The following is a 17,856-nucleotide window of genomic DNA, read 5'->3' as shown; positions in this document are numbered from 1 at the left end:
TTTATCGTTCCTTTTTTTGTTTTTTGGATTTTAGTTTGCCAATAAACCTTCTAATATTTGTTCGTAAATTTCAGCAAGCGGTTCTAAGTCAGCAACATTTACATGTTCATCAATTTGATGGATGCTGGCATTTAAGACACCAAGCTCAAGCACTTGTGCGCCTGTAGGTGCAATAAAGCGACCATCTGACGTACCACCACTGGTAGAAAGTTCTGTTTCAATTCCAGTGACATTACGAATGGCATTTTGGGCAGCATTGACCAATTCACCGACTGGGGTAAGGAACGGTAAACCCGATAATGTCCATTCAATATCATAATTCACATTATGACGATCAAGAATTTCTAAAGTGCGTGCTTTAAGTTGTTCTGCGGTCACTTCAGTAGAATAGCGGAAGTTAAACAAGGTATGCATGGTTCCTGGTACAACATTGGTTGCACCTGTACCAGAGTGAATATTTGAGATTTGGAAAGACGTTGCAGGGAAATATTCATTGCCATTGTCCCAAACGGTATCGCATAGTTCAGCTAATGCTTTAGAGACAGTGTGAATCGGGTTAATAGCAAGGTGAGGGTAAGCAACATGACCCTGTTTGCCTTTGACTGTAAGCTTGGCATTGAGTGAACCACGACGACCATTTTTAACAATATCACCCAATTGATTGGTGCTTGATGGTTCACCGACCAAACACCACGTCATTTTCTCATTGCGTGCTTCTAAGGCTTCAACCACTTTCACTGTACCGTTAATTGAAGGGCCTTCTTCATCAGAAGTAATCAGAAAGGCAATAGAGCCTTTATGATTTGGATGTTTTGCGATAAAGCGTTCAGATGCAACCACCATAGCTGCAAGTGCAGTTTTCATATCGGCACTACCACGACCGTAAAGTTTACCATCGCGAATTTCTGGTACAAATGGGTCAGAGTTCCAGTCATCTAAACTGCCTGTTGGAACAACATCGGTATGTCCTGCAAAACATAAAACTGGAGCTTGAGTTCCTTTACGTGCCCATAGATTATCGACATCTTCAAAACGCATTGATTCAATATTGAAACCAATTTTTTCTAAACGGTCTGCCATAATGTTTTGGCAACTATGGTCGACTGGCGTCACAGAAGGTTGACGTAATAACTGTAAACTAAGCTCTAGAGTTTCTGAGTGGTTCATACCGGTTAAATCAATCGAAAATGTGCCCAGTATAATAGGGGAATCATGTGGATAAGGTAAGGGGAGTTTTAAATATAAAAAAACCTTATCTAGAAATAAGGTTTTTTTGAGATCAATAACATTACATTTTGTCTTGCGTTTTTTCAGCCGTATTGGTGACTGCATCGCCAGCTTTTGAAACGTCTTTACCAAAACCTTTAAACGTATTACAACCCGTTAAAACAAAAGCCATAATGAGGGACGCAGCAAGAATTTTTTTCATCATCATCTCCAAGTGTGAATCATTATTTTGATGTGGTTTTAGGTTAATTAATGCTCATTGTAAACAATATGAGTTTTTGATGGTAGAAAAGTAACCAATTGTTATGCGTTAGAAGGATTTTTTAAAGACATTACGATAACGTAATTTACTCTTCAAATGTTAATCAACCCAAATATCTCTTTTATCAGATTCTCTTTTAAAACATTGAGAAAGCAGTGGTGCATTTCTAAACATATAGATATGAGATTGATCTTGTTGTTGATACAAACCATTGATCCACCAATGTGCAGTTTCACTACTTATGTCAGCTTGCGGGCAAATCCATTCTTGACGTTGTAAGCGATAAAATGCGGAGTCTTGAGCAGGAATCACACTTCCCCAACAGCCTAAGCGACGTTGTGAATTCACCCAAGTTGGAATGGGGTTTTGTGAATGCTCAATAGGAAGAAAAAGTTGACCTTTTAAGACCGCAAAGCGTTGTTCAATCTGATATTCAAGCGCATCTTCAAATTGAAATTGTTTCTGGCTAAAGTGATTTAATTTTCGTAACAATGTGTCACTACGATTTAAGCCGTACCAATAAGCGAGAGAAAAATCCCGTTCCGCCAAATAATATTTTAAAGCCACTTCCCAGTGTTCAATTTTATTGCTTTCTGTATTTCGCAATAGAAAGTCGAGTTCACCTAAAGTTTTAGGCCCCGCAATTTTTTGAATACTATGACCCAGCAACTCATAGGGGTGATAGCTTTGATCAAGTAACCAAAACCAGATAAACATTTCAAAACGTAGACCTAAACGGGTACTTTTTAGCTGTTGTAAAAAGACTTCTAATTCTTGAGGATGTTGATCTAAATGAAGCAGTCTAGCGTGATAATGTTGAAAATGCGTTGTCCATGTTTTAGTGTTATGCAATTCAAAGGTATATTTTAGTTCCAATTCAGGAGGAATAGAACTTAAAGTATTTGGACTGCATACGCAAAATGCCAACTGCCTAACCAATAAATTTTTAAATTGAAGCCAAGGTTCATGAAGATCAGAAGCTTGATTTAAAGCAAACATAGAAACACCCAACGCTAAATTAAAAAGTGCAGAATTACAACGGATCACAGATAAAAACACTTTATACTACCGCAATTAGTTGTATAGGGCAGTGCTATGAAAATGTTGTTTTGGCGGAGTTTAGTGATGATTTTTGTCATTCTAGGCTTTATCGGAGCGCTTTTACCGGGTATGCCAACAACAGTATTTCTTATTTTAGCAGCTTGGGCCGCATCAAAAGGCTGGCCACAAATGGATGAATGGTTACTCAATCATCCTAAGTATGGTCAAACCTTAAGAGCGTGGCGTGAAAGTGGGACTGTGCCGCGCAAAGCGAAATGGTTTGCCAGTATCATGATGTTGATCAGTGCTATGCTGATGCTATTGACCAATGCACCTGTGTTGGTCAAAGTGTTTACAGATTTGACGATGTTAAGCGTCGCAATTTGGTTGTGGCTACGTCCTGAACCTTCGACTGTACAGATCAAAAAAACCACAGATCAAAAAACCACAGATTAAAGAGCCTGAGTAATACCCATCATGTCATATTCTTTAGCACACGCAGATGTCTGGATTGATTTAGCAGAGCAAACCTTAACTTTACCGAAGCATAATAAGTGTTATCTGATTTCTTCAGGTCAAAATGGCATAGGTGAGCAAGAGAATACAGGGAAGACCCCGAGAGGTTGGCACAAAATTGCACTTAAATTTGGTCAAACAGCGCCTCAAAATGCAGTCTTTATTGCCAGACAAGAAACGGGTGAAATTTATGATCAAGCCCTAGCGGCAGAATTCCCTGAACGGGATTGGATTTTATCTCGTATTCTTTGGTTAAGTGGCTTAGAAGATAATTTTAATCAAGGTGAGGGATGCGACACTTTTAAACGCTATATTTATATACATGGTACGCCAGACAGCGAACCGATGGGCATTCCCATGTCGCATGGCTGTATTCGTATGCGTAATCAGGATGTGATTGAATTGTTTGATCTGATTGCTGAAGAGGCTTTAGTTTTTATTTCCGAACTTAAATTAAATTTAGCGGACTTGGAAATCAGTACAAATAGATAAAACAGCATCTAAAAATAAAATGATTTACTGTTTATTCAAAAATATGAATATTTATTGAGTGAAAATTAGACGATGAATTTAGCTGTTTTTTAGTAAAACCCTAAATAAGTTGCAGAAATTGTTTGTTTTTATAGCGAATCACCTATTTTTTAATCACTCAAACATAAAAAACTCAAAACAGGCAGAAAAGCGTTTGACAGGCTGCATAGATTCTCTATAATGCACCACACAAACGATGAAGTCGTAAAGGGCGCTTAGCTCAGTTGGTAGAGCGTCTGCCTTACAAGCAGAATGTCGGCGGTTCGATCCCGTCAGCGCCCACCAAGTCTTTACGTTAGGTACTTAAAGTGCAGCGGTAGTTCAGTTGGTTAGAATATCGGCCTGTCACGCCGAGGGTCGCGGGTTCGAGTCCCGTCCGCTGCGCCACTTTAGTTCTTAATAAATTGTTTGTACTTTAATAGCGATATTATGTAAGTGCAGCGGTAGTTCAGTTGGTTAGAATATCGGCCTGTCACGCCGAGGGTCGCGGGTTCGAGTCCCGTCCGCTGCGCCATTTACATGATAGACCTTTTAAGGGCGCTTAGCTCAGTTGGTAGAGCGTCTGCCTTACAAGCAGAATGTCGGCGGTTCGATCCCGTCAGCGCCCACCAGATTTTTTGTGATGCAGCGGTAGTTCAGTTGGTTAGAATATCGGCCTGTCACGCCGAGGGTCGCGGGTTCGAGTCCCGTCCGCTGCGCCATCTTAAAATCGAAATGTTAGACCCTTTAAGGGCGCTTAGCTCAGTTGGTAGAGCGTCTGCCTTACAAGCAGAATGTCGGCGGTTCGATCCCGTCAGCGCCCACCATATCTTCGGATATAAAACTTAGTGATAAGTTTACAATGCAGCGGTAGTTCAGTTGGTTAGAATATCGGCCTGTCACGCCGAGGGTCGCGGGTTCGAGTCCCGTCCGCTGCGCCATTTTTCAAACATCCTGATTTTGAAAAATGTGTGACATTAGCATAGATTACGCACAGCGTTGGTCTTGCATCAAAAATTCAATTCTTGAATTTTTTCTTCAGGGCGCTTAGCTCAGTTGGTAGAGCGTCTGCCTTACAAGCAGAATGTCGGCGGTTCGATCCCGTCAGCGCCCACCATATATTCTCCTTGCTCAAATTCTGTTTTTTTCATAGAATCTCAAGCCTATAATAATTTTAAATATTGAAAAACTATGAGAAATCAATATCAACGCAAAGCTGCGTCGAAAAATCAGAATAAAAGTTATAATGCGCAAGATATTTATAAACAATTTATTGAAACGATTGTTGCCCAAGGTTCATTGAGTGCTTTATTTGACGATGGATGGGCTTTATGTGCAACTCCCACAGGTCAGCGTGCTTTCGCAGTATGGCAGCATAAAAGCTTGGCAAAGTTATTGATTAAAGATAACTGGCAAAGGTATCAAATTCAGGAAATTTCACTCAAAGATTTTATTGAAAAAGTAATTCCTTTTTTACGTCAAGAAAATACCTGTATATCTATGGATTTAACCCCTGAAGGGCAAAATGTATTGGTTGCACCCGAAAAATTGCTCTTAGATCTGAAAAAGTATCTGTATCAGATCTATATGCAAAAACCAGAATTATTCAAGGATACGAAACTTCCTTTGCCGCGCAATATCCGTTTAAATTAATTTAATATTCTTGTAAGACCCAACCACTGATAAAAGCAAAGTACTCTCTTAACCATGCGTTATAACGCGTGTTTAAGGGCGTTTCTGCACTGCTCATGATGATATTTTGATAGCCCAGTTTTTTGGCAATAGCTGCTGCTCGCAATGTATGAAAGTCACTGGTCACAATGGCAATTGGCGCAGAGAGTGGAATGTTCTGATCTTTTAAAATGCTCTTTGAGTTCAGTAAATTTAATTCAGTACTGGTACTTTTATCTTCCAAATAAATGCGTTGTAGTGGAATGTTATACTGTTGATATAAATATTTTGCCATAATTTCAGCTTCAGTCTCTTTTTCAGTATAACCAATGCCACCCGTGACAATAAGAATAGCTTTTGTCTGTTGTTGTGCAAGTTCAGCCCCTTTATCTAAGCGTTTAGCTAAAGTTGGAGAGGGTTGACCATTTTGGATACCACTACCTAAAATAATAATCGTTTGTACGGTTTGTTCAGTATTTTGCTGTTGGGTATGTTGGTGAATATAAGCGAAAAATACAGCTACACTGATGAGCCAAAGTAAAAAACCACCCCATGCCCATTGGTAGAGCGCTTTAAGTTGTCCTTTTTGCGCTAAAAAGCGCTGAATGGCACGATAAAAAATGGCATGAATCAGCAATACAAAACCTAGCAATAGGGGTAATACAGTCCCCAGATGAATTTTATTTTGCGAAATTAAAAATAAACCGTCGCAGAACAAAACGCAGCCGAAGATCAAACTAAAAATTCTTTTTATTTTTTCAAACATAAAAACTGTTTTTGTGTAAATGAGATATTTTGCAGTCTAACTGAAGTGAGACATTTTTCTAGTCTTGATTAAAAAAACCGAGCGACTTAGGCTCGGTTTTTTTATCTGATTAAATGGTCTTTTTTTGAATTAATAGACATCGCGACGGTAACGACCTTCTTGACGAAGCTGATCAACCATTGCTTCACCTAGAATCGCAATCAGGGCTTGATCCACATCACTGGCCATACCTTGAATACTACCGCAAACATAAATCGCAGCACCATTGTTGACCCATGCTTGAAGTTCTTGTGCTTGTTCACGAAGTTTATGATGCACATACACTTTGGCTTCTTGATCACGAGAAAAAGCCAAATCAAGGCGTTGTAGCATGCCTGTAGTTTGCCATGCTTCAATGGTGCTTTGATAGAAGAAGTCATGCTCACGTTGACGTTCACCAAAGATTAACCAGTTTTGGGTGTAGTTTTGACGTGTACGCGCATGTAGCAAGCTCATTAAGCCCGCCAAACCTGTACCGTTACCAATACAAATGATAGGGCGGTTATCATCAATCAGGTGGAATGAGTCGTTGGTGCGAATACGCAGTGCAATTTCACTCTTTAATGCGGCATGTTGGGTCAACCAGCCAGAGCCTAAGCCGAGTTGACCTTGAGCATCTGATTGTTGGCGAACCACCAAACGCAATACCTGCTGCGATGGAATACTGGCAATAGAGTATTCACGTGCAGGTAGAGTCTGTAATTGTTCAAGCAAGTGTTCTAAATTGGCAAAAGGTTCAACTTCAGTGGTTAAATCTTTATCCCATAATGCTTGTTCAATTTTGATATTCAGTGATTCAACTGGGCTATGTGCAGCAATATGATATTGCTGCATAAAGTGGGCAATACGCTCAGCACTATTACCGGGTTGAACTTCGGCAATATCACCTGCTTGCCAATGTACTTCATGGGTTGGTTTGAGTTCAATATTAAATGCTGCTGCACCTAGGCTGTCAGGATTGAGTAGATCACGTTGAGTTAATGTCCATGAATCGAATATTTTTTCAATATTCATGGCTTGTAATTCAAGTTGAGTCACTTTTGCTAAAGCCGTATTCCATGCTTGGATTTGCTGATGATTGGCATTATTCACTTCAATGCTAGCAAACAATTGTTTTGCGCCATTTTGTTTTAACCAGTCATCAATAGCGTGCCCGAAACTACAGAAAGTTTCAGGATATTCTTGAGAACCTAAGGCTAAAACAGCATAGTTGAGATGGCTTAAATCAGCTGGTATTGGAAGTATTTTTTTCACAAAACTTGATGCTAAATCTGGTGCTTCACCCGTACCATAGGTACTGACCACAAACAGGACTTGTTCAGTATTTTTTAAGTCATCTACGCTTAGATGTTGTAATGCTTTGACGGTTACAGGTTGACGCGCCTCTTGTAAGCTGGTTGCAGTACGCCATGCCAATTGTTCTGAAGTACCCGTTTGTGTTGCATAAGCAATGAGCCAAGGTTTTGCATTTGGATCGAGCGTGACTGCGGTTGCAGCAAGGCGAGCTTGTTGGGTCAGTTTCTTTTGTTTACGACGTTTGAGATAAAGCATCCAACCTGTCACAAAGAACAATGGCATGACCAACGCAGCAAGCATGGCTAAGAATTGGTATACAGGACCAAAAAAACTACCGCGATGTACAGGCAACATGCTGCTCATGATTTTTTCATTTAATTTTTGATCTTCATAGAGATCCATTTTTTCAATGGTTGAAGTTTGATAATTAAATGTGGCTTTGTTACGAGCACGTTCATGTTGCGGAACGACATCAACAAAGTTTAACTCGATTTTGCCATCGGGGTTTTTCGGTAAATTGACCGTCAGGGTGGAATAGTCACGACCGACTTGTGCATTAAAGCCTGTCCAAGTTTGGGTTAAAGCGAGATTAATTTGCGTTGCTGAGAGTTCTTTTTTCGCCTCTTTGTGCTTTGAATCAGCTTCACCACCAGCTGCCTCATTTTTATTACGCTGTTCACCTGTATTTTGACGATTGCCTTTGCCTTCTTGCATTTCTGCTTGAGGAGACTCAACCCCCAATACTTTATACATGCTATTACGCCACCAGTCATAAGACCAATATAGTCCAGTGCAGGCGAGTAATAAGTAAAAAATTACCACCCAAGTACCCACAACAGCATGTAAATCCCAAAGGAAATTACGACCTTTGAGCTGTGGCTTAATCATGAACCATTGTTTTAAAGAGTGTTTTTTAGGCCAACGTAGATATAAGCCACTCAAAACAAAGAGAATGAGAATGAGAGTCGATGCGCCAGTAATTTGTTTTCCGACAGGGCCGACGGTTAAATTACGATGCAACTGTTGGACAAATTGGAAGAACTCTCGGCCTTTAATTTCAGGCAAAACTGCGGCAGTGTAGGGGTTAATCATCATGTTATAACCCTTACGCGCACCTTCTTTGACAATGTTAATGCTAGAAGAGGCAGTTGGGTCTTTGGCAATAGTAATGCTATTAATTTTTATTGTTGAGTCAGTATTATAGAAGTGCTGATACAGCTCTGCGGGTGTTAACTTATCTCGATTTTCAGCTGGTACGGTATAACTCTCTGGATTGAGCCATTTTTGAATCGGTTGTTCGTATGAGTAAATAGCACCTGTGACACCCATAATAGAGAGAATCAAGCCGGCAGTAATCCCGAGAAACCAGTGGATCTGAAAAAAGATTTTTTTTAACATAGCTGGAAAATGATATGAGTGGTGAACAGTAGTGCATCAATTATAACTGAACATTTAGTAGATACTATGGATTTTGAGAGCGATATATATTCTCATTCTCACTTATATTTGTGGTATTAAAAAACCCCCAATATTTTGGAGGTTTTTTTATTCAAAGAATTTGCCTTACAGCAGATCTTAAACTTGTTTGGCTTCACCAACAGTTTCAGTTAAATGCTTACGAATAGTATTGAATGAAAAGTTTCTTGAATCCATACGTTTTGGCAGAATATAAGCGCCTTGTTGACCTTTTACTTTGAAGTTAATCAACAAAAATTCTGGCGTGTTATACCATTCATAAATATCTTTCCAGCCAATTGCACCAACACCTTCTTGTGCACCCATTTTTTGGCGCATAATCAGACCATGCGGTTGCACGCCTAAACGAATCCCTTTAATTTCCTGAACTGGAAATTCATTCATTTTACGTTTAACGTACCATTCTAAACCGAATTTACGAATCAAGAAGTAAGCAATAACACCGACCAGTGCGACCCAACAAAAAATAGTCGAATAGTTTTTTAATAAGATAATACCCACAATGGATAATACAGCGACGACAGCCATGATAATCCATGATTTAGTGCTGATTTTGTTGGTACTACGCCAAATAGCAAGTTGAGCTTGACGTTGTTCAGCCTCTGAAATTTCATAGTTCACAGGCTGAAGGGTATAAGCGTATAAATTTTTCGCGGTCATAATGAAAATAACAAATTTAGAACTGTAAAAAGTTTAGCATTATTTATAGCAATTCAGTGAGTATATTGTTCCAAAATCATCCTATTTATAATGAGGCTAATTCGGTGGCTTTATCATCACGGTCATGACTCAAACTTTGCTTCAAACGGCTGAGTTGATTCAGGATGCTCAACATTAAAGATAATTGTTGTAACACAATCAGCGCTTTTTGATCATCTTTATTATTTGAGCTTAAGCGTTGCCGAATCGTATCCAACATATTTTGTGCATTAAGATCAGGGGCTTCATCTTTGAGTAAAGATCCTTGAATATTTTCTACAGCAAGATCTAAAAGCGTTAACACTTCTTGATCTTCTATTTTTTCACGATGTGCGCCTAAAGCCGCAATATAACTTAAAAGGGTGTGATTCAAGCATAAAAATTCAAAAGCTAAGCTTTTTTGGGTGGGATCAAAATCGGGTTCTGTGGCTAAGGTTGAAATGAGTGACGCAACTTCTGCATCATTATTATGTGCAGCACGACGGATCACACGATATTTCAAACCATTATTACGGCCATATTTGTATTGCTCTGCAACTTCAGCTAAGTAGTTGCATTGTGCAGTGAGAGAACGATTGATGGTGCGCGATAGACGACGAAATTTCCAGTCGGGGAAAATAAAACTGACCCCAAACCATGCCAATGCACAGCCAATTAATGTATCAATCATCCGAGGTAATGCTGCTGCAAAACCTACACCGTCAAGATTAAAGTTAATCATTGCGAGAATAGTAATAAAAGCAGTGGCTTGAGCATATTGTTTGCTGCGTAATTCAAAAAATAGCACGCCACTTAAAATCAGCAGCAATAATTGTCCCTCAATGGACGGGATAAAGTACAAAATGGCGTAACCTAAAATAATTCCGACCAAAGTGCCGACAATACGTAAACGTAAGCGACGCTTGGTGGCATTAAAATTGGGTTGGCTGACAAAAAGAGCGGTCAATAAAACCCAGTAACCATATTCAATATTGCTCACTTGGACAAAAATATAACCAATCAGTAAGACAATAGAGACACGTATGGCATGTCTAAACAGAACGGATTCGGGGGTTAACTGCTGTTTGATTCGGATAACAATATCATCCCAGCCTTTTAGGTCATCGTCTTTGAGTTGGTTTTCAATATGTTTGGCTCTATCAAATATCATATGACGTTCAGTTTCTACATTCCGCAGTTGAGCATCAATTGCCTTTAAATTTTGATAGAGCGAAAATAGGGCGTTGACCCAGACTTGATCATATTGTTGTTCTGTACGTAACTTTTCTAAAGACAGTTTTAAGTTGGCAAAGCTATGTTTAAAGCGTTTGTTGTGCTGATAGGTTTCACGATGCAAAATGCTGTGGCTTAAATCTTTACAGGCTTTGGCTTGAATAAATAAAATCCGTTGGAAGCGAAATAAAATATCACTGTGTTCAAAAATCTTGACTAGTTTTTGGTAGTCAATATGGGCTGAGTCAGCACGTTCATGAATATCTTGAGCAACAAAATAATATTGTAAGCTACGACGGGTATCTTTTTGTCCTCGGTCACCTTTTAAACGGGTCAGTAGCGCAGTTTTCATTTCATTAAAAATACCGACTAATTTGCCATTTTCTAAGGACAGTTCAATCATACTTTGCTGATAGCTGTGGGGTGTCATATCGACATCAAACAGGTTCGATTTTGCAAAGAGAAAATCACCTAAGGATGAATAACACTGCGATAACTTGTCTTGTACTTGGCGAACGGGAAACAATAAAAAGCTAATGGTTGAAATCACGCCATACCATGCTGCACCAATCACTAAAAGTAAAGGTTGGATATACCAATGGTCAAATAGTCCAACACCTAGCATTGAGTACACAGAAATGACTAAACAGCCATAGGAAATGGTGGCATAACGACGACCCAGCGAGCCAAGTAAGATCCAGCCAATGCAGGAAACAATCAAGCCTAAAGCAAATATAATTGGGTAAGGAAATAGGAAATAAACCGATGCGGCAGTAATAAAAAAACCAATATAAGTATAAATCAGGTTCATGATGCGGACCGAAAAACGGTCATCAATATCACTTAAACCCGCAGCAACCACCCCTAAAGTCAATGGAATAGTGGCGATCTGGTGTCCCATAAAATAAGGAACAAAGGCAGTCCCTGCAAATGCAATGACCATACGCAGGTTATACATAAAGGTGGTGTTATAGGTCGCTTGTTTAATACGCGTGAGCCAAGATTTCAAATTATGTCCTTACCACAAAGTGATCTATGCATCATGAAGTAAAATTATGTGATTTTTCACTCTCAATTCTTAGAAATAATACTATGTACAGTGTAAGCTTGTCTTCAAAGCTATCATTTAAAAATTAAATATCCATATGTCTGTACAACAGTCTACTCCACAATATTCCACGGCATGGATAATGCTGTTGGCATTATTGACATCCTTAGGTCCACTTTCGATAGATATGTACTTGCCCGCGTTGCCGCAAATGGCACAGGATTTTGGCGTAAGTACACAAATGGTTGCCAATACCTTACCTGCATATTTTTTAGGTTTAGCATTGGGACAATTGGTTTATGGGCCATTGAGTGATCGAATTGGACGTAAAGCACCACTGTATTTTGGTTTAATCCTTTATATTGTGGCAAGTATGTTATGTATTTTTGCGACCAATGAATGGAGTTTAATTGCGGCACGTATTTTACAGGCGGTTGGTGGTTGCGTTGGGGTGGTGATTGCTCGCGCTGCGATTCGTGACCGTTTAGATATGCATGCTTCTGCACAAGCTTTTGCCAGTATGATGATTGTGATGGGAATTGCCCCAATTATTGCACCTAGTTTGGGGGCGATGGTGCTTAAGTTTTTTTCTTGGCATGCCGTTTTTGTATTTTTGACTTTGATGGGTGTAGTCTGTCTCTTGTGCGTACATTTTTTCTTTAAAGAAAGTTTAGCGCCTGAACGTCGTTTAAAGTTAAATATTAACCAAATTCTAAATTTATATGCAGTGATTTTAAAAGATGAGAGTTTCCGTTGGCCCATGTTGGCAGGTTGTTTTTCTGGCGGCATTTTATTTTGCTATATCAGTTCATCAGCTTCAGTACTCATGGATGACTATGGTTTAAATCAACAACAATTCGCTTATGCTTTTGGTCTAAATGCTTTTGGTATTATGTTGTTATCGACCCTCAATAAAAAACTTGCCTATAAATTTTCAGTACTGAATCGTTTGAAAATGGGCGGTATGCTACAGCTGTTCGGTGCATCTATTTTATTTATTGTGGGTTTATTCAGTCATAGCCCTTTGTGGATTGTTTTTATCGGCATGTTTTTGGCGGTTTCAGGCATCGGTTTTACTGGGCCGAATGCTATGGCTTTAGCCATGTCTGAGCAAGGTGCGCGAGCAGGAACAGCCAGTGCTATTATGGGCAGTATGCAATTTGCCTGTGGTTTACTTGGTGGGGTGATTTTGAATTTTCTAGTTTGGAATGCACTTTTGAATATGGGAATCTTAATGTTGATTTTTGTTGTCATCACGCTGGTTGCCATTATGAAATTAACACCACCTGTAGAGCATCAAAGCAGTCATCGCTAATATGTGAATAAATAAAAAAGAGACCTTCATTCGGGGTGATGCCAGTCAGTTAAGGGCTTTAGAAATAAAGTCCTTAGCTTTCTAGTTATTCATGACGGAGTCTTATATTTTTTAAATCAAATATTTGGAGCTCATCTATTACTTTGGATAAGCCCAAATGAGAAACTCAAAATATATTTTGAGTTCGCAAGAAAGGCATCTTGCGGTGCTGTGCGCCTCACCGCAAAACTCGCCAAATACCTTTTATTGATTGCTTAATCGCAGAAACCTTACTTTTTCAATCTTGCGGTGTATACACCTCATGCCTCGAACAGTTGCGGATGACGTTTCCGCGTATCGAGTAAAATCATGAATTTAAAAAATAAAATGCCAATCAATTTCTTAATTGACTGGTGTTATTCATTCTGGGTCTCTTTTTTATATGGATGAATTGAATTATTGATCTAAGAAAACAGTAAATTCTTCAACGGCAATACGTGGGGTAATAAAAGTATTCACGATATCATCCGTATCGGCATAGCCTAAAGCAATGGTACAAACCAATTCTTCATCTTCAGGTGCACCCAGTACATCCAGTACAATCGGATGAAAATGATTCCATGCTGCTTGAGGGCAGGTATCGAGACCACGTGCTTTTGCTGCAATCATGACATTTTGAATCATCATGGCAATATCCATTTTAGAACCAATGCCCATGGCTTTGTTGACAGTAAAATACAAGGCGACGGGTGCATCGAACAATTGGTAATTGCGCAGTTGTTGGCGTGCCATTTTTTCTTTTTCACCTTTTTGGATATTTAATAAACCATATAATCCCCAGCCATTTTCACGGCGACGGTCAATGAAGGGTGAAATCCAATTTTCTGGGTAATAAGCAAAGGTTTCTTGATATTGGCTGGCAAGTTCAGGTTGTGTAAATAGCTCGATTTGTGCTTTACAAACACGCTCTACCATTTCATTGCGTTTTTTTCCAGTCACCACATAGATTTTCCAAGGTTGTGTGTTGGTTCCTGAAGGTGCGCGACTGGCTACGCTCAAAATATCTTTGATGATTTGAGCGTCAACCGTTTTATTGAGAAACGCACGAACGGAATGGCGTGAGGTAATGGCATCATCGACATGGTGAACTTGTTGCAAATTCATGAAAATTCCTTTTTAAAAGCAGTTTTTTAGCTGAACTTTACTATATACATTAGTCGAATATTTGTACGCAATACTTTATGTGAATAATAGCTAAGCTAAAGAATATATTCATTATTTTTAAATAAACATAAAGAAATAAGATAGTTTTTCAATCGTTGTTTGACAAAACTGATATTAATAAAGCAGAGAACTTGATAGATTGACAGTTACATATGGTTTACATATGTTGCACTTTTATAATATTTTGAGCTTTTTCACAGTACTACTAGCAGAAAATGCAATGATTTTTGAAGCTTTTTACAAAAATGAATCTATATTTTTCATTCATTTGTTGAGTTGTTCAGGATTATTTATGCACGGATGCGAGATATTTAAATTGGAGATTAGAATGAGTCGCTTACTCAACCGTAAATTTATGGCTAAAAGCCTAGCATTAGCCGTGACAGCTGTAATGGTAAGCACAGCACATGCGGGTAAAGCTGAGCAAGAACAAATTCAACAACTACGTAAAGAAGTTGATGCATTAAAATCTTTAATTCAACAACAACATCAAGTTCAACAACAGCAACAAACTCAAATTGAACAAGTAAAAGCGCAACCTGTACAAATTGCAGCAGTAGCAGTGAAAGCTGAATCGCCACTTACAGGTTTTAAATCTAAAGCAGGCGCAAATGTAAACCTTTATGGTTTTGTCCGTGGCGATGCTAACTACATTATTGAAGGCGCGGATGACGACTTTAATGCAGTACATAAATCTGGTTCTACTGGTGCTCCATTAGTAAATGATAAATTACGTGCGACGGCTAAAACCACACGTATCGGTTTAGATTTTAATACACCTGTTGGCGATGCAAAAGTCGGTGGTAAAGTAGAAGTTGACTTTGCAAGTTCAACTGAAAGCTTGCGTATTCGTCATGCTTATTTGACTTATAACGATTGGTTGTTTGGTCAAACAACCTCGAATTTCCTGTCGAATCATGCACCTGAAATGATTGATTTTAATACTAACCTTGGTGGTGGTACGGCGCGTGTTCCTTTAGTCCGTTATGGTGTTAAATTAGCGCCTGCAACACAATTATTTATTTCTGCTGAGAAAGGTAATAGCTTAGCAACTTTAGCAAGTGCAACAGGTTCTGACCGTATTACTGGTACAGCAGCTGATGTGAAGTATAGTTTGCCTACATTGACTGCTAAGTTAACCCAAGGTTTTGCCGAAGGCAAAGGTTCTGCTTCAGCTCGTGCATTGGTTGAAAATTATAAATCGGCTGTTGCTGATGATAATGAAACTGGCTGGGGTGTTGCAGCAGGTGTTAATTATCAAGTATCTGCGCCATTGAAAGTATCAGCTGATATTTCTCATGTTGTTGGTAATAGCAATTATTTATACGGTGCTAATTCAGCTTATGCTGTGAATACAACGAATAACAGCATTGAACAAAATGAATTTAATGCTGTTCAAGTCGGTGCAACTTATAAATTTTCACCTAACTTCCGTTCGACTTTAGCGTATGGTGCAATTTTTGCTGATGATGATACTGATTATGCAACGCTCAACACTGCGGGTAATGAAAAAGTTCAACAAGCATGGGTTAACTTTATCTATACACCTGTTGCGCCAATTGACTTAGGTGTTGAATACATCAATGGTAAGCGTGATACATTTGCTGGACAGTCATATAAAGATAACCGTGTAGGTTTAATGGCTAAATATAGCTTCTAATAATTTAAAAGTTTAGATAGAGCAAAAGAGGCGATTAATTCGCCTCTTTTTTATTAAAAAATATTGAAATTTGAATGTAATATAAAAAATAATAATTTACAGTAATTGATAAAATTGTAAAAAACTAAAGACATTAATAGCTAAATCTGCATAATGTATCCTCTTTTTTGAACATTACTTACCGTAATACCATTATTATTGTGAGTGATGTATGTTGATTTTTGCATACCCTGCGTGAATCAGCATGACCAGGACTAGAAGCTTTAGATGAGATAATCTCTCATGAGTCAGTCGGTTAGTTGGCATCAAATGAAATGATTCTTTTGTTTTGATCGCTAGAACGTAGTAACTCGCATTGTCTCTTTTTATGATTTTCCATCGTGATGGAAAAAGTCATCTCGCTGTCCTGTAGTTTCATCAAAAATGAATTTTTGTTCTTATACCTTTTTGTTGTATAGCTTTCATTGTGGTTGGGTATTTACCAAATGATGCTTGAAGTTTCATTTCTTTCAAGTGCTAATAAGGCTATAGAACAAAAAGAATCCAACTATTTTATGGACAATAATGATGGAATTTACTTTTAATGCCTTTTATACGCTGATTGCAGCGGTAATCGTTCTTTTATTAGGACGTTTTCTTGTCAATAAAATTGATTTTTTAAAGCGCTATAATATCCCTGAGCCTGTTGCTGGTGGTTTGGTTGCCGCGATTGTTTCATTGTTTGTACACAATATTTGGGGTTTGAGTATCTCGACCAGTAGTGCATTACAAACCAGTTTTATGCTGATTTTCTTTGCTTCTATTGGTCTAAGTGCAAACTTTGCTAAGTTAAAAGAAGGTGGTATCGGGCTGGTTATTTTCCTCGTCTGTGTTGCCTCGTTTATTGTGGTACAAAATTTTGTTGGTATTGGCTTGGCGACTTTATTGGGTATTGACCCTTTAATTGGTCTGATTGCTGGTTCAATTACGCTCACGGGCGGTCATGGTACAGCGGGTGCTTGGGGTGAGATTTTAGAAGTACAGCATGGTATTCAGGGTGCATTAGCCTTGGGTATGGCGAGTGCGACTTTTGGTCTAATTATTGGCGGTATTATTGGTGGTCCTTTAGCTAAAATGTTGATTAATCGTCATCAACTGGCTATCTCTCGTACCAATAAACAAATTGCTGATCGTGACTCAACCCTTAATGCTGATACCGACTCGACTGAGTTTACCCAATTTGAATATCCACATCAGGTTCGTTTAATTACAGCTGATAATGCGATTACTACTTTGGGTATGTTCGCAGCGTGTTTAGCATTTGCTGAATTTATGACGGGCTTTAGTAAAGGCACTTGGTTTGAACTTCCGACCTTTGTTTGGACGTTGGCTGGCGGGGTGATTCTACGGAATGTTCTAGAAGGAATTTTCAAAGTAGAGATCTTTGACCGCGCAATTGACGTATTTGGTAATGCATCATTATCACTTTATTTGGCAATGGCATTACTTTCATTGAAGTTATGGTTGTTGAGCGATTTGGCTGGTCCATTGGTTATTATCTTAGGTGCGCAAACCTTGACGATGGCGCTTTACGCTGCATTTGTAACTTTCCGTGTGATGGGTAAAGATTATGATGCGGCTGTGCTTGCTGCGGGACATTGTGGTTTTGGTATGGGAGCAACACCTACTGCCGTAGCCAATATGCAGGCCATTACCAATATGTACGGCCCATCGCATAAAGCTTTCTTGATTGTTCCATTATGTGGTGCATTCTTTGTCGATTTAATTAATGCGACAGTGATTCAGCTTATTCTTAAGTTTTTTGCATAAGCCTTGATATTGCTATGAAAAGCCTGTTTTTCAGGCTTTTCTTTTTTTTGGCGATGCTGCTATTACGCAAAGCTAACTCAATCAGTGCTGTGTTCTAGAATATTTA

Annotated in this window: 14 protein-coding genes and 8 tRNA genes; 14 read left to right on the top strand and 8 right to left on the bottom strand. The window is 38.9% G+C overall.

The window, feature by feature from the left end; all coding sequences use genetic code 11:
• Positions 1-30: 30 nt before the first annotated feature.
• The 3 genes from dapE to B9T24_RS09275 form a co-directional block, all read right to left on the bottom strand.
• A complete protein-coding gene (dapE, locus tag B9T24_RS09285) occupies positions 31-1,167 on the bottom strand; it encodes a succinyl-diaminopimelate desuccinylase (RefSeq protein WP_086165506.1) in 1,137 nt (378 codons plus the stop codon).
• 121 nt (positions 1,168-1,288) lie between these two features.
• Complete coding sequence (locus tag B9T24_RS09280; RefSeq protein ID WP_086165505.1) at positions 1,289-1,432, bottom strand: entericidin A/B family lipoprotein; 144 nt, start codon at positions 1,430-1,432, stop codon at positions 1,289-1,291.
• A gap of 156 nt (positions 1,433-1,588) precedes the next feature.
• On the bottom strand, positions 1,589-2,488 hold the full coding sequence (locus B9T24_RS09275; RefSeq protein WP_086165609.1) for a DUF1853 family protein: 900 nt from the start codon (positions 2,486-2,488) through the stop codon (positions 1,589-1,591).
• Between the two features lie 96 nt (positions 2,489-2,584).
• Here B9T24_RS09275 and B9T24_RS09270 point away from each other — a divergent pair, with 96 nt between their 5' ends.
• The 11 genes from B9T24_RS09270 to B9T24_RS09220 all read left to right on the top strand — a co-directional run bounded on the left by B9T24_RS09270 (position 2,585) and on the right by B9T24_RS09220 (position 5,209).
• On the top strand, positions 2,585-2,986 hold the full coding sequence (locus B9T24_RS09270; RefSeq protein WP_086165504.1) for a YbaN family protein: 402 nt from the start codon (positions 2,585-2,587) through the stop codon (positions 2,984-2,986).
• A 21-nt stretch (positions 2,987-3,007) separates the two neighbouring features.
• On the top strand, positions 3,008-3,538 hold the full coding sequence (elsL, locus tag B9T24_RS09265) for a cell wall-recycling L,D-carboxypeptidase ElsL (protein ID WP_086165503.1): 531 nt from the start codon (positions 3,008-3,010) through the stop codon (positions 3,536-3,538).
• Between the two features lie 248 nt (positions 3,539-3,786).
• Positions 3,787-3,862: transfer RNA gene (locus tag B9T24_RS09260), tRNA-Val, on the top strand.
• A gap of 25 nt (positions 3,863-3,887) precedes the next feature.
• Positions 3,888-3,964 (top strand) — tRNA-Asp (locus B9T24_RS09255).
• 50 nt (positions 3,965-4,014) lie between these two features.
• Positions 4,015-4,091 (top strand) — tRNA-Asp (locus B9T24_RS09250).
• A gap of 21 nt (positions 4,092-4,112) precedes the next feature.
• Positions 4,113-4,188: transfer RNA gene (locus B9T24_RS09245), tRNA-Val, on the top strand.
• 13 nt (positions 4,189-4,201) lie between these two features.
• A tRNA-Asp gene (locus tag B9T24_RS09240) sits at positions 4,202-4,278 on the top strand.
• A 29-nt stretch (positions 4,279-4,307) separates the two neighbouring features.
• Positions 4,308-4,383: transfer RNA gene (locus B9T24_RS09235), tRNA-Val, on the top strand.
• Between the two features lie 37 nt (positions 4,384-4,420).
• A tRNA-Asp gene (locus B9T24_RS09230) sits at positions 4,421-4,497 on the top strand.
• A gap of 100 nt (positions 4,498-4,597) precedes the next feature.
• A tRNA-Val gene (locus B9T24_RS09225) sits at positions 4,598-4,673 on the top strand.
• A 74-nt stretch (positions 4,674-4,747) separates the two neighbouring features.
• Positions 4,748-5,209: a DUF2750 domain-containing protein gene (locus B9T24_RS09220; RefSeq protein ID WP_086165502.1), complete on the top strand. Its 462-nt coding sequence runs from the start codon at positions 4,748-4,750 to the stop codon at positions 5,207-5,209.
• A gap of 1 nt (position 5,210) precedes the next feature.
• Here B9T24_RS09220 and B9T24_RS09215 read toward each other — a convergent pair whose 3' ends face one another.
• From B9T24_RS09215 to yccS, 4 genes are all read right to left on the bottom strand, one after another.
• Positions 5,211-5,993 carry a YdcF family protein gene (locus tag B9T24_RS09215; RefSeq protein ID WP_086165501.1) on the bottom strand — a complete coding sequence of 261 codons (783 nt, stop codon included), beginning with the start codon at positions 5,991-5,993 and terminating at the stop codon, positions 5,211-5,213.
• A 129-nt stretch (positions 5,994-6,122) separates the two neighbouring features.
• Positions 6,123-8,726, bottom strand: coding sequence for a PepSY domain-containing protein (locus B9T24_RS09210; protein WP_086165500.1), 2,604 nt, complete (start codon positions 8,724-8,726; stop codon positions 6,123-6,125).
• 177 nt (positions 8,727-8,903) lie between these two features.
• Positions 8,904-9,464 (bottom strand): YcxB family protein, encoded by a 561-nt coding sequence (locus tag B9T24_RS09205; RefSeq protein ID WP_086165499.1) that lies wholly within the window; start codon positions 9,462-9,464, stop codon positions 8,904-8,906.
• An 85-nt stretch (positions 9,465-9,549) separates the two neighbouring features.
• Positions 9,550-11,724 (bottom strand): YccS family putative transporter, encoded by a 2,175-nt coding sequence (yccS, locus tag B9T24_RS09200; protein WP_086165498.1) that lies wholly within the window; start codon positions 11,722-11,724, stop codon positions 9,550-9,552.
• A gap of 136 nt (positions 11,725-11,860) precedes the next feature.
• On the opposite strand from yccS, the gene B9T24_RS09195 reads away from it, so the two are divergent.
• Positions 11,861-13,078 carry a multidrug effflux MFS transporter gene (locus tag B9T24_RS09195; protein WP_086165497.1) on the top strand — a complete coding sequence of 406 codons (1,218 nt, stop codon included), beginning with the start codon at positions 11,861-11,863 and terminating at the stop codon, positions 13,076-13,078.
• 435 nt (positions 13,079-13,513) lie between these two features.
• On the opposite strand, the gene B9T24_RS09190 is transcribed toward B9T24_RS09195, so the two are convergent.
• The gene (locus B9T24_RS09190) at positions 13,514-14,221 is read right to left on the bottom strand and encodes a nitroreductase (protein ID WP_086165496.1); all 708 of its coding nucleotides are present in this window, start codon (positions 14,219-14,221) and stop codon (positions 13,514-13,516) included.
• A 388-nt stretch (positions 14,222-14,609) separates the two neighbouring features.
• Here B9T24_RS09190 and B9T24_RS09185 point away from each other — a divergent pair, with 388 nt between their 5' ends.
• Both B9T24_RS09185 and gltS read left to right on the top strand, forming a co-directional pair.
• On the top strand, positions 14,610-15,941 hold the full coding sequence (locus tag B9T24_RS09185) for a DcaP family trimeric outer membrane transporter (protein WP_086165495.1): 1,332 nt from the start codon (positions 14,610-14,612) through the stop codon (positions 15,939-15,941).
• Between the two features lie 567 nt (positions 15,942-16,508).
• On the top strand, positions 16,509-17,750 hold the full coding sequence (gltS, locus tag B9T24_RS09180; protein ID WP_086165494.1) for a sodium/glutamate symporter: 1,242 nt from the start codon (positions 16,509-16,511) through the stop codon (positions 17,748-17,750).
• Positions 17,751-17,856 lie beyond the last annotated feature (106 nt).

The sequence above is a fragment of the Acinetobacter sp. ANC 4654 genome (genome assembly GCF_002135425.1).
GTDB lineage: Bacteria > Pseudomonadota > Gammaproteobacteria > Pseudomonadales > Moraxellaceae > Acinetobacter > Acinetobacter kyonggiensis.
Note: the sequence above shows the minus strand (reverse complement) of the source record. Positions and strands in the feature narration are given on the sequence as shown.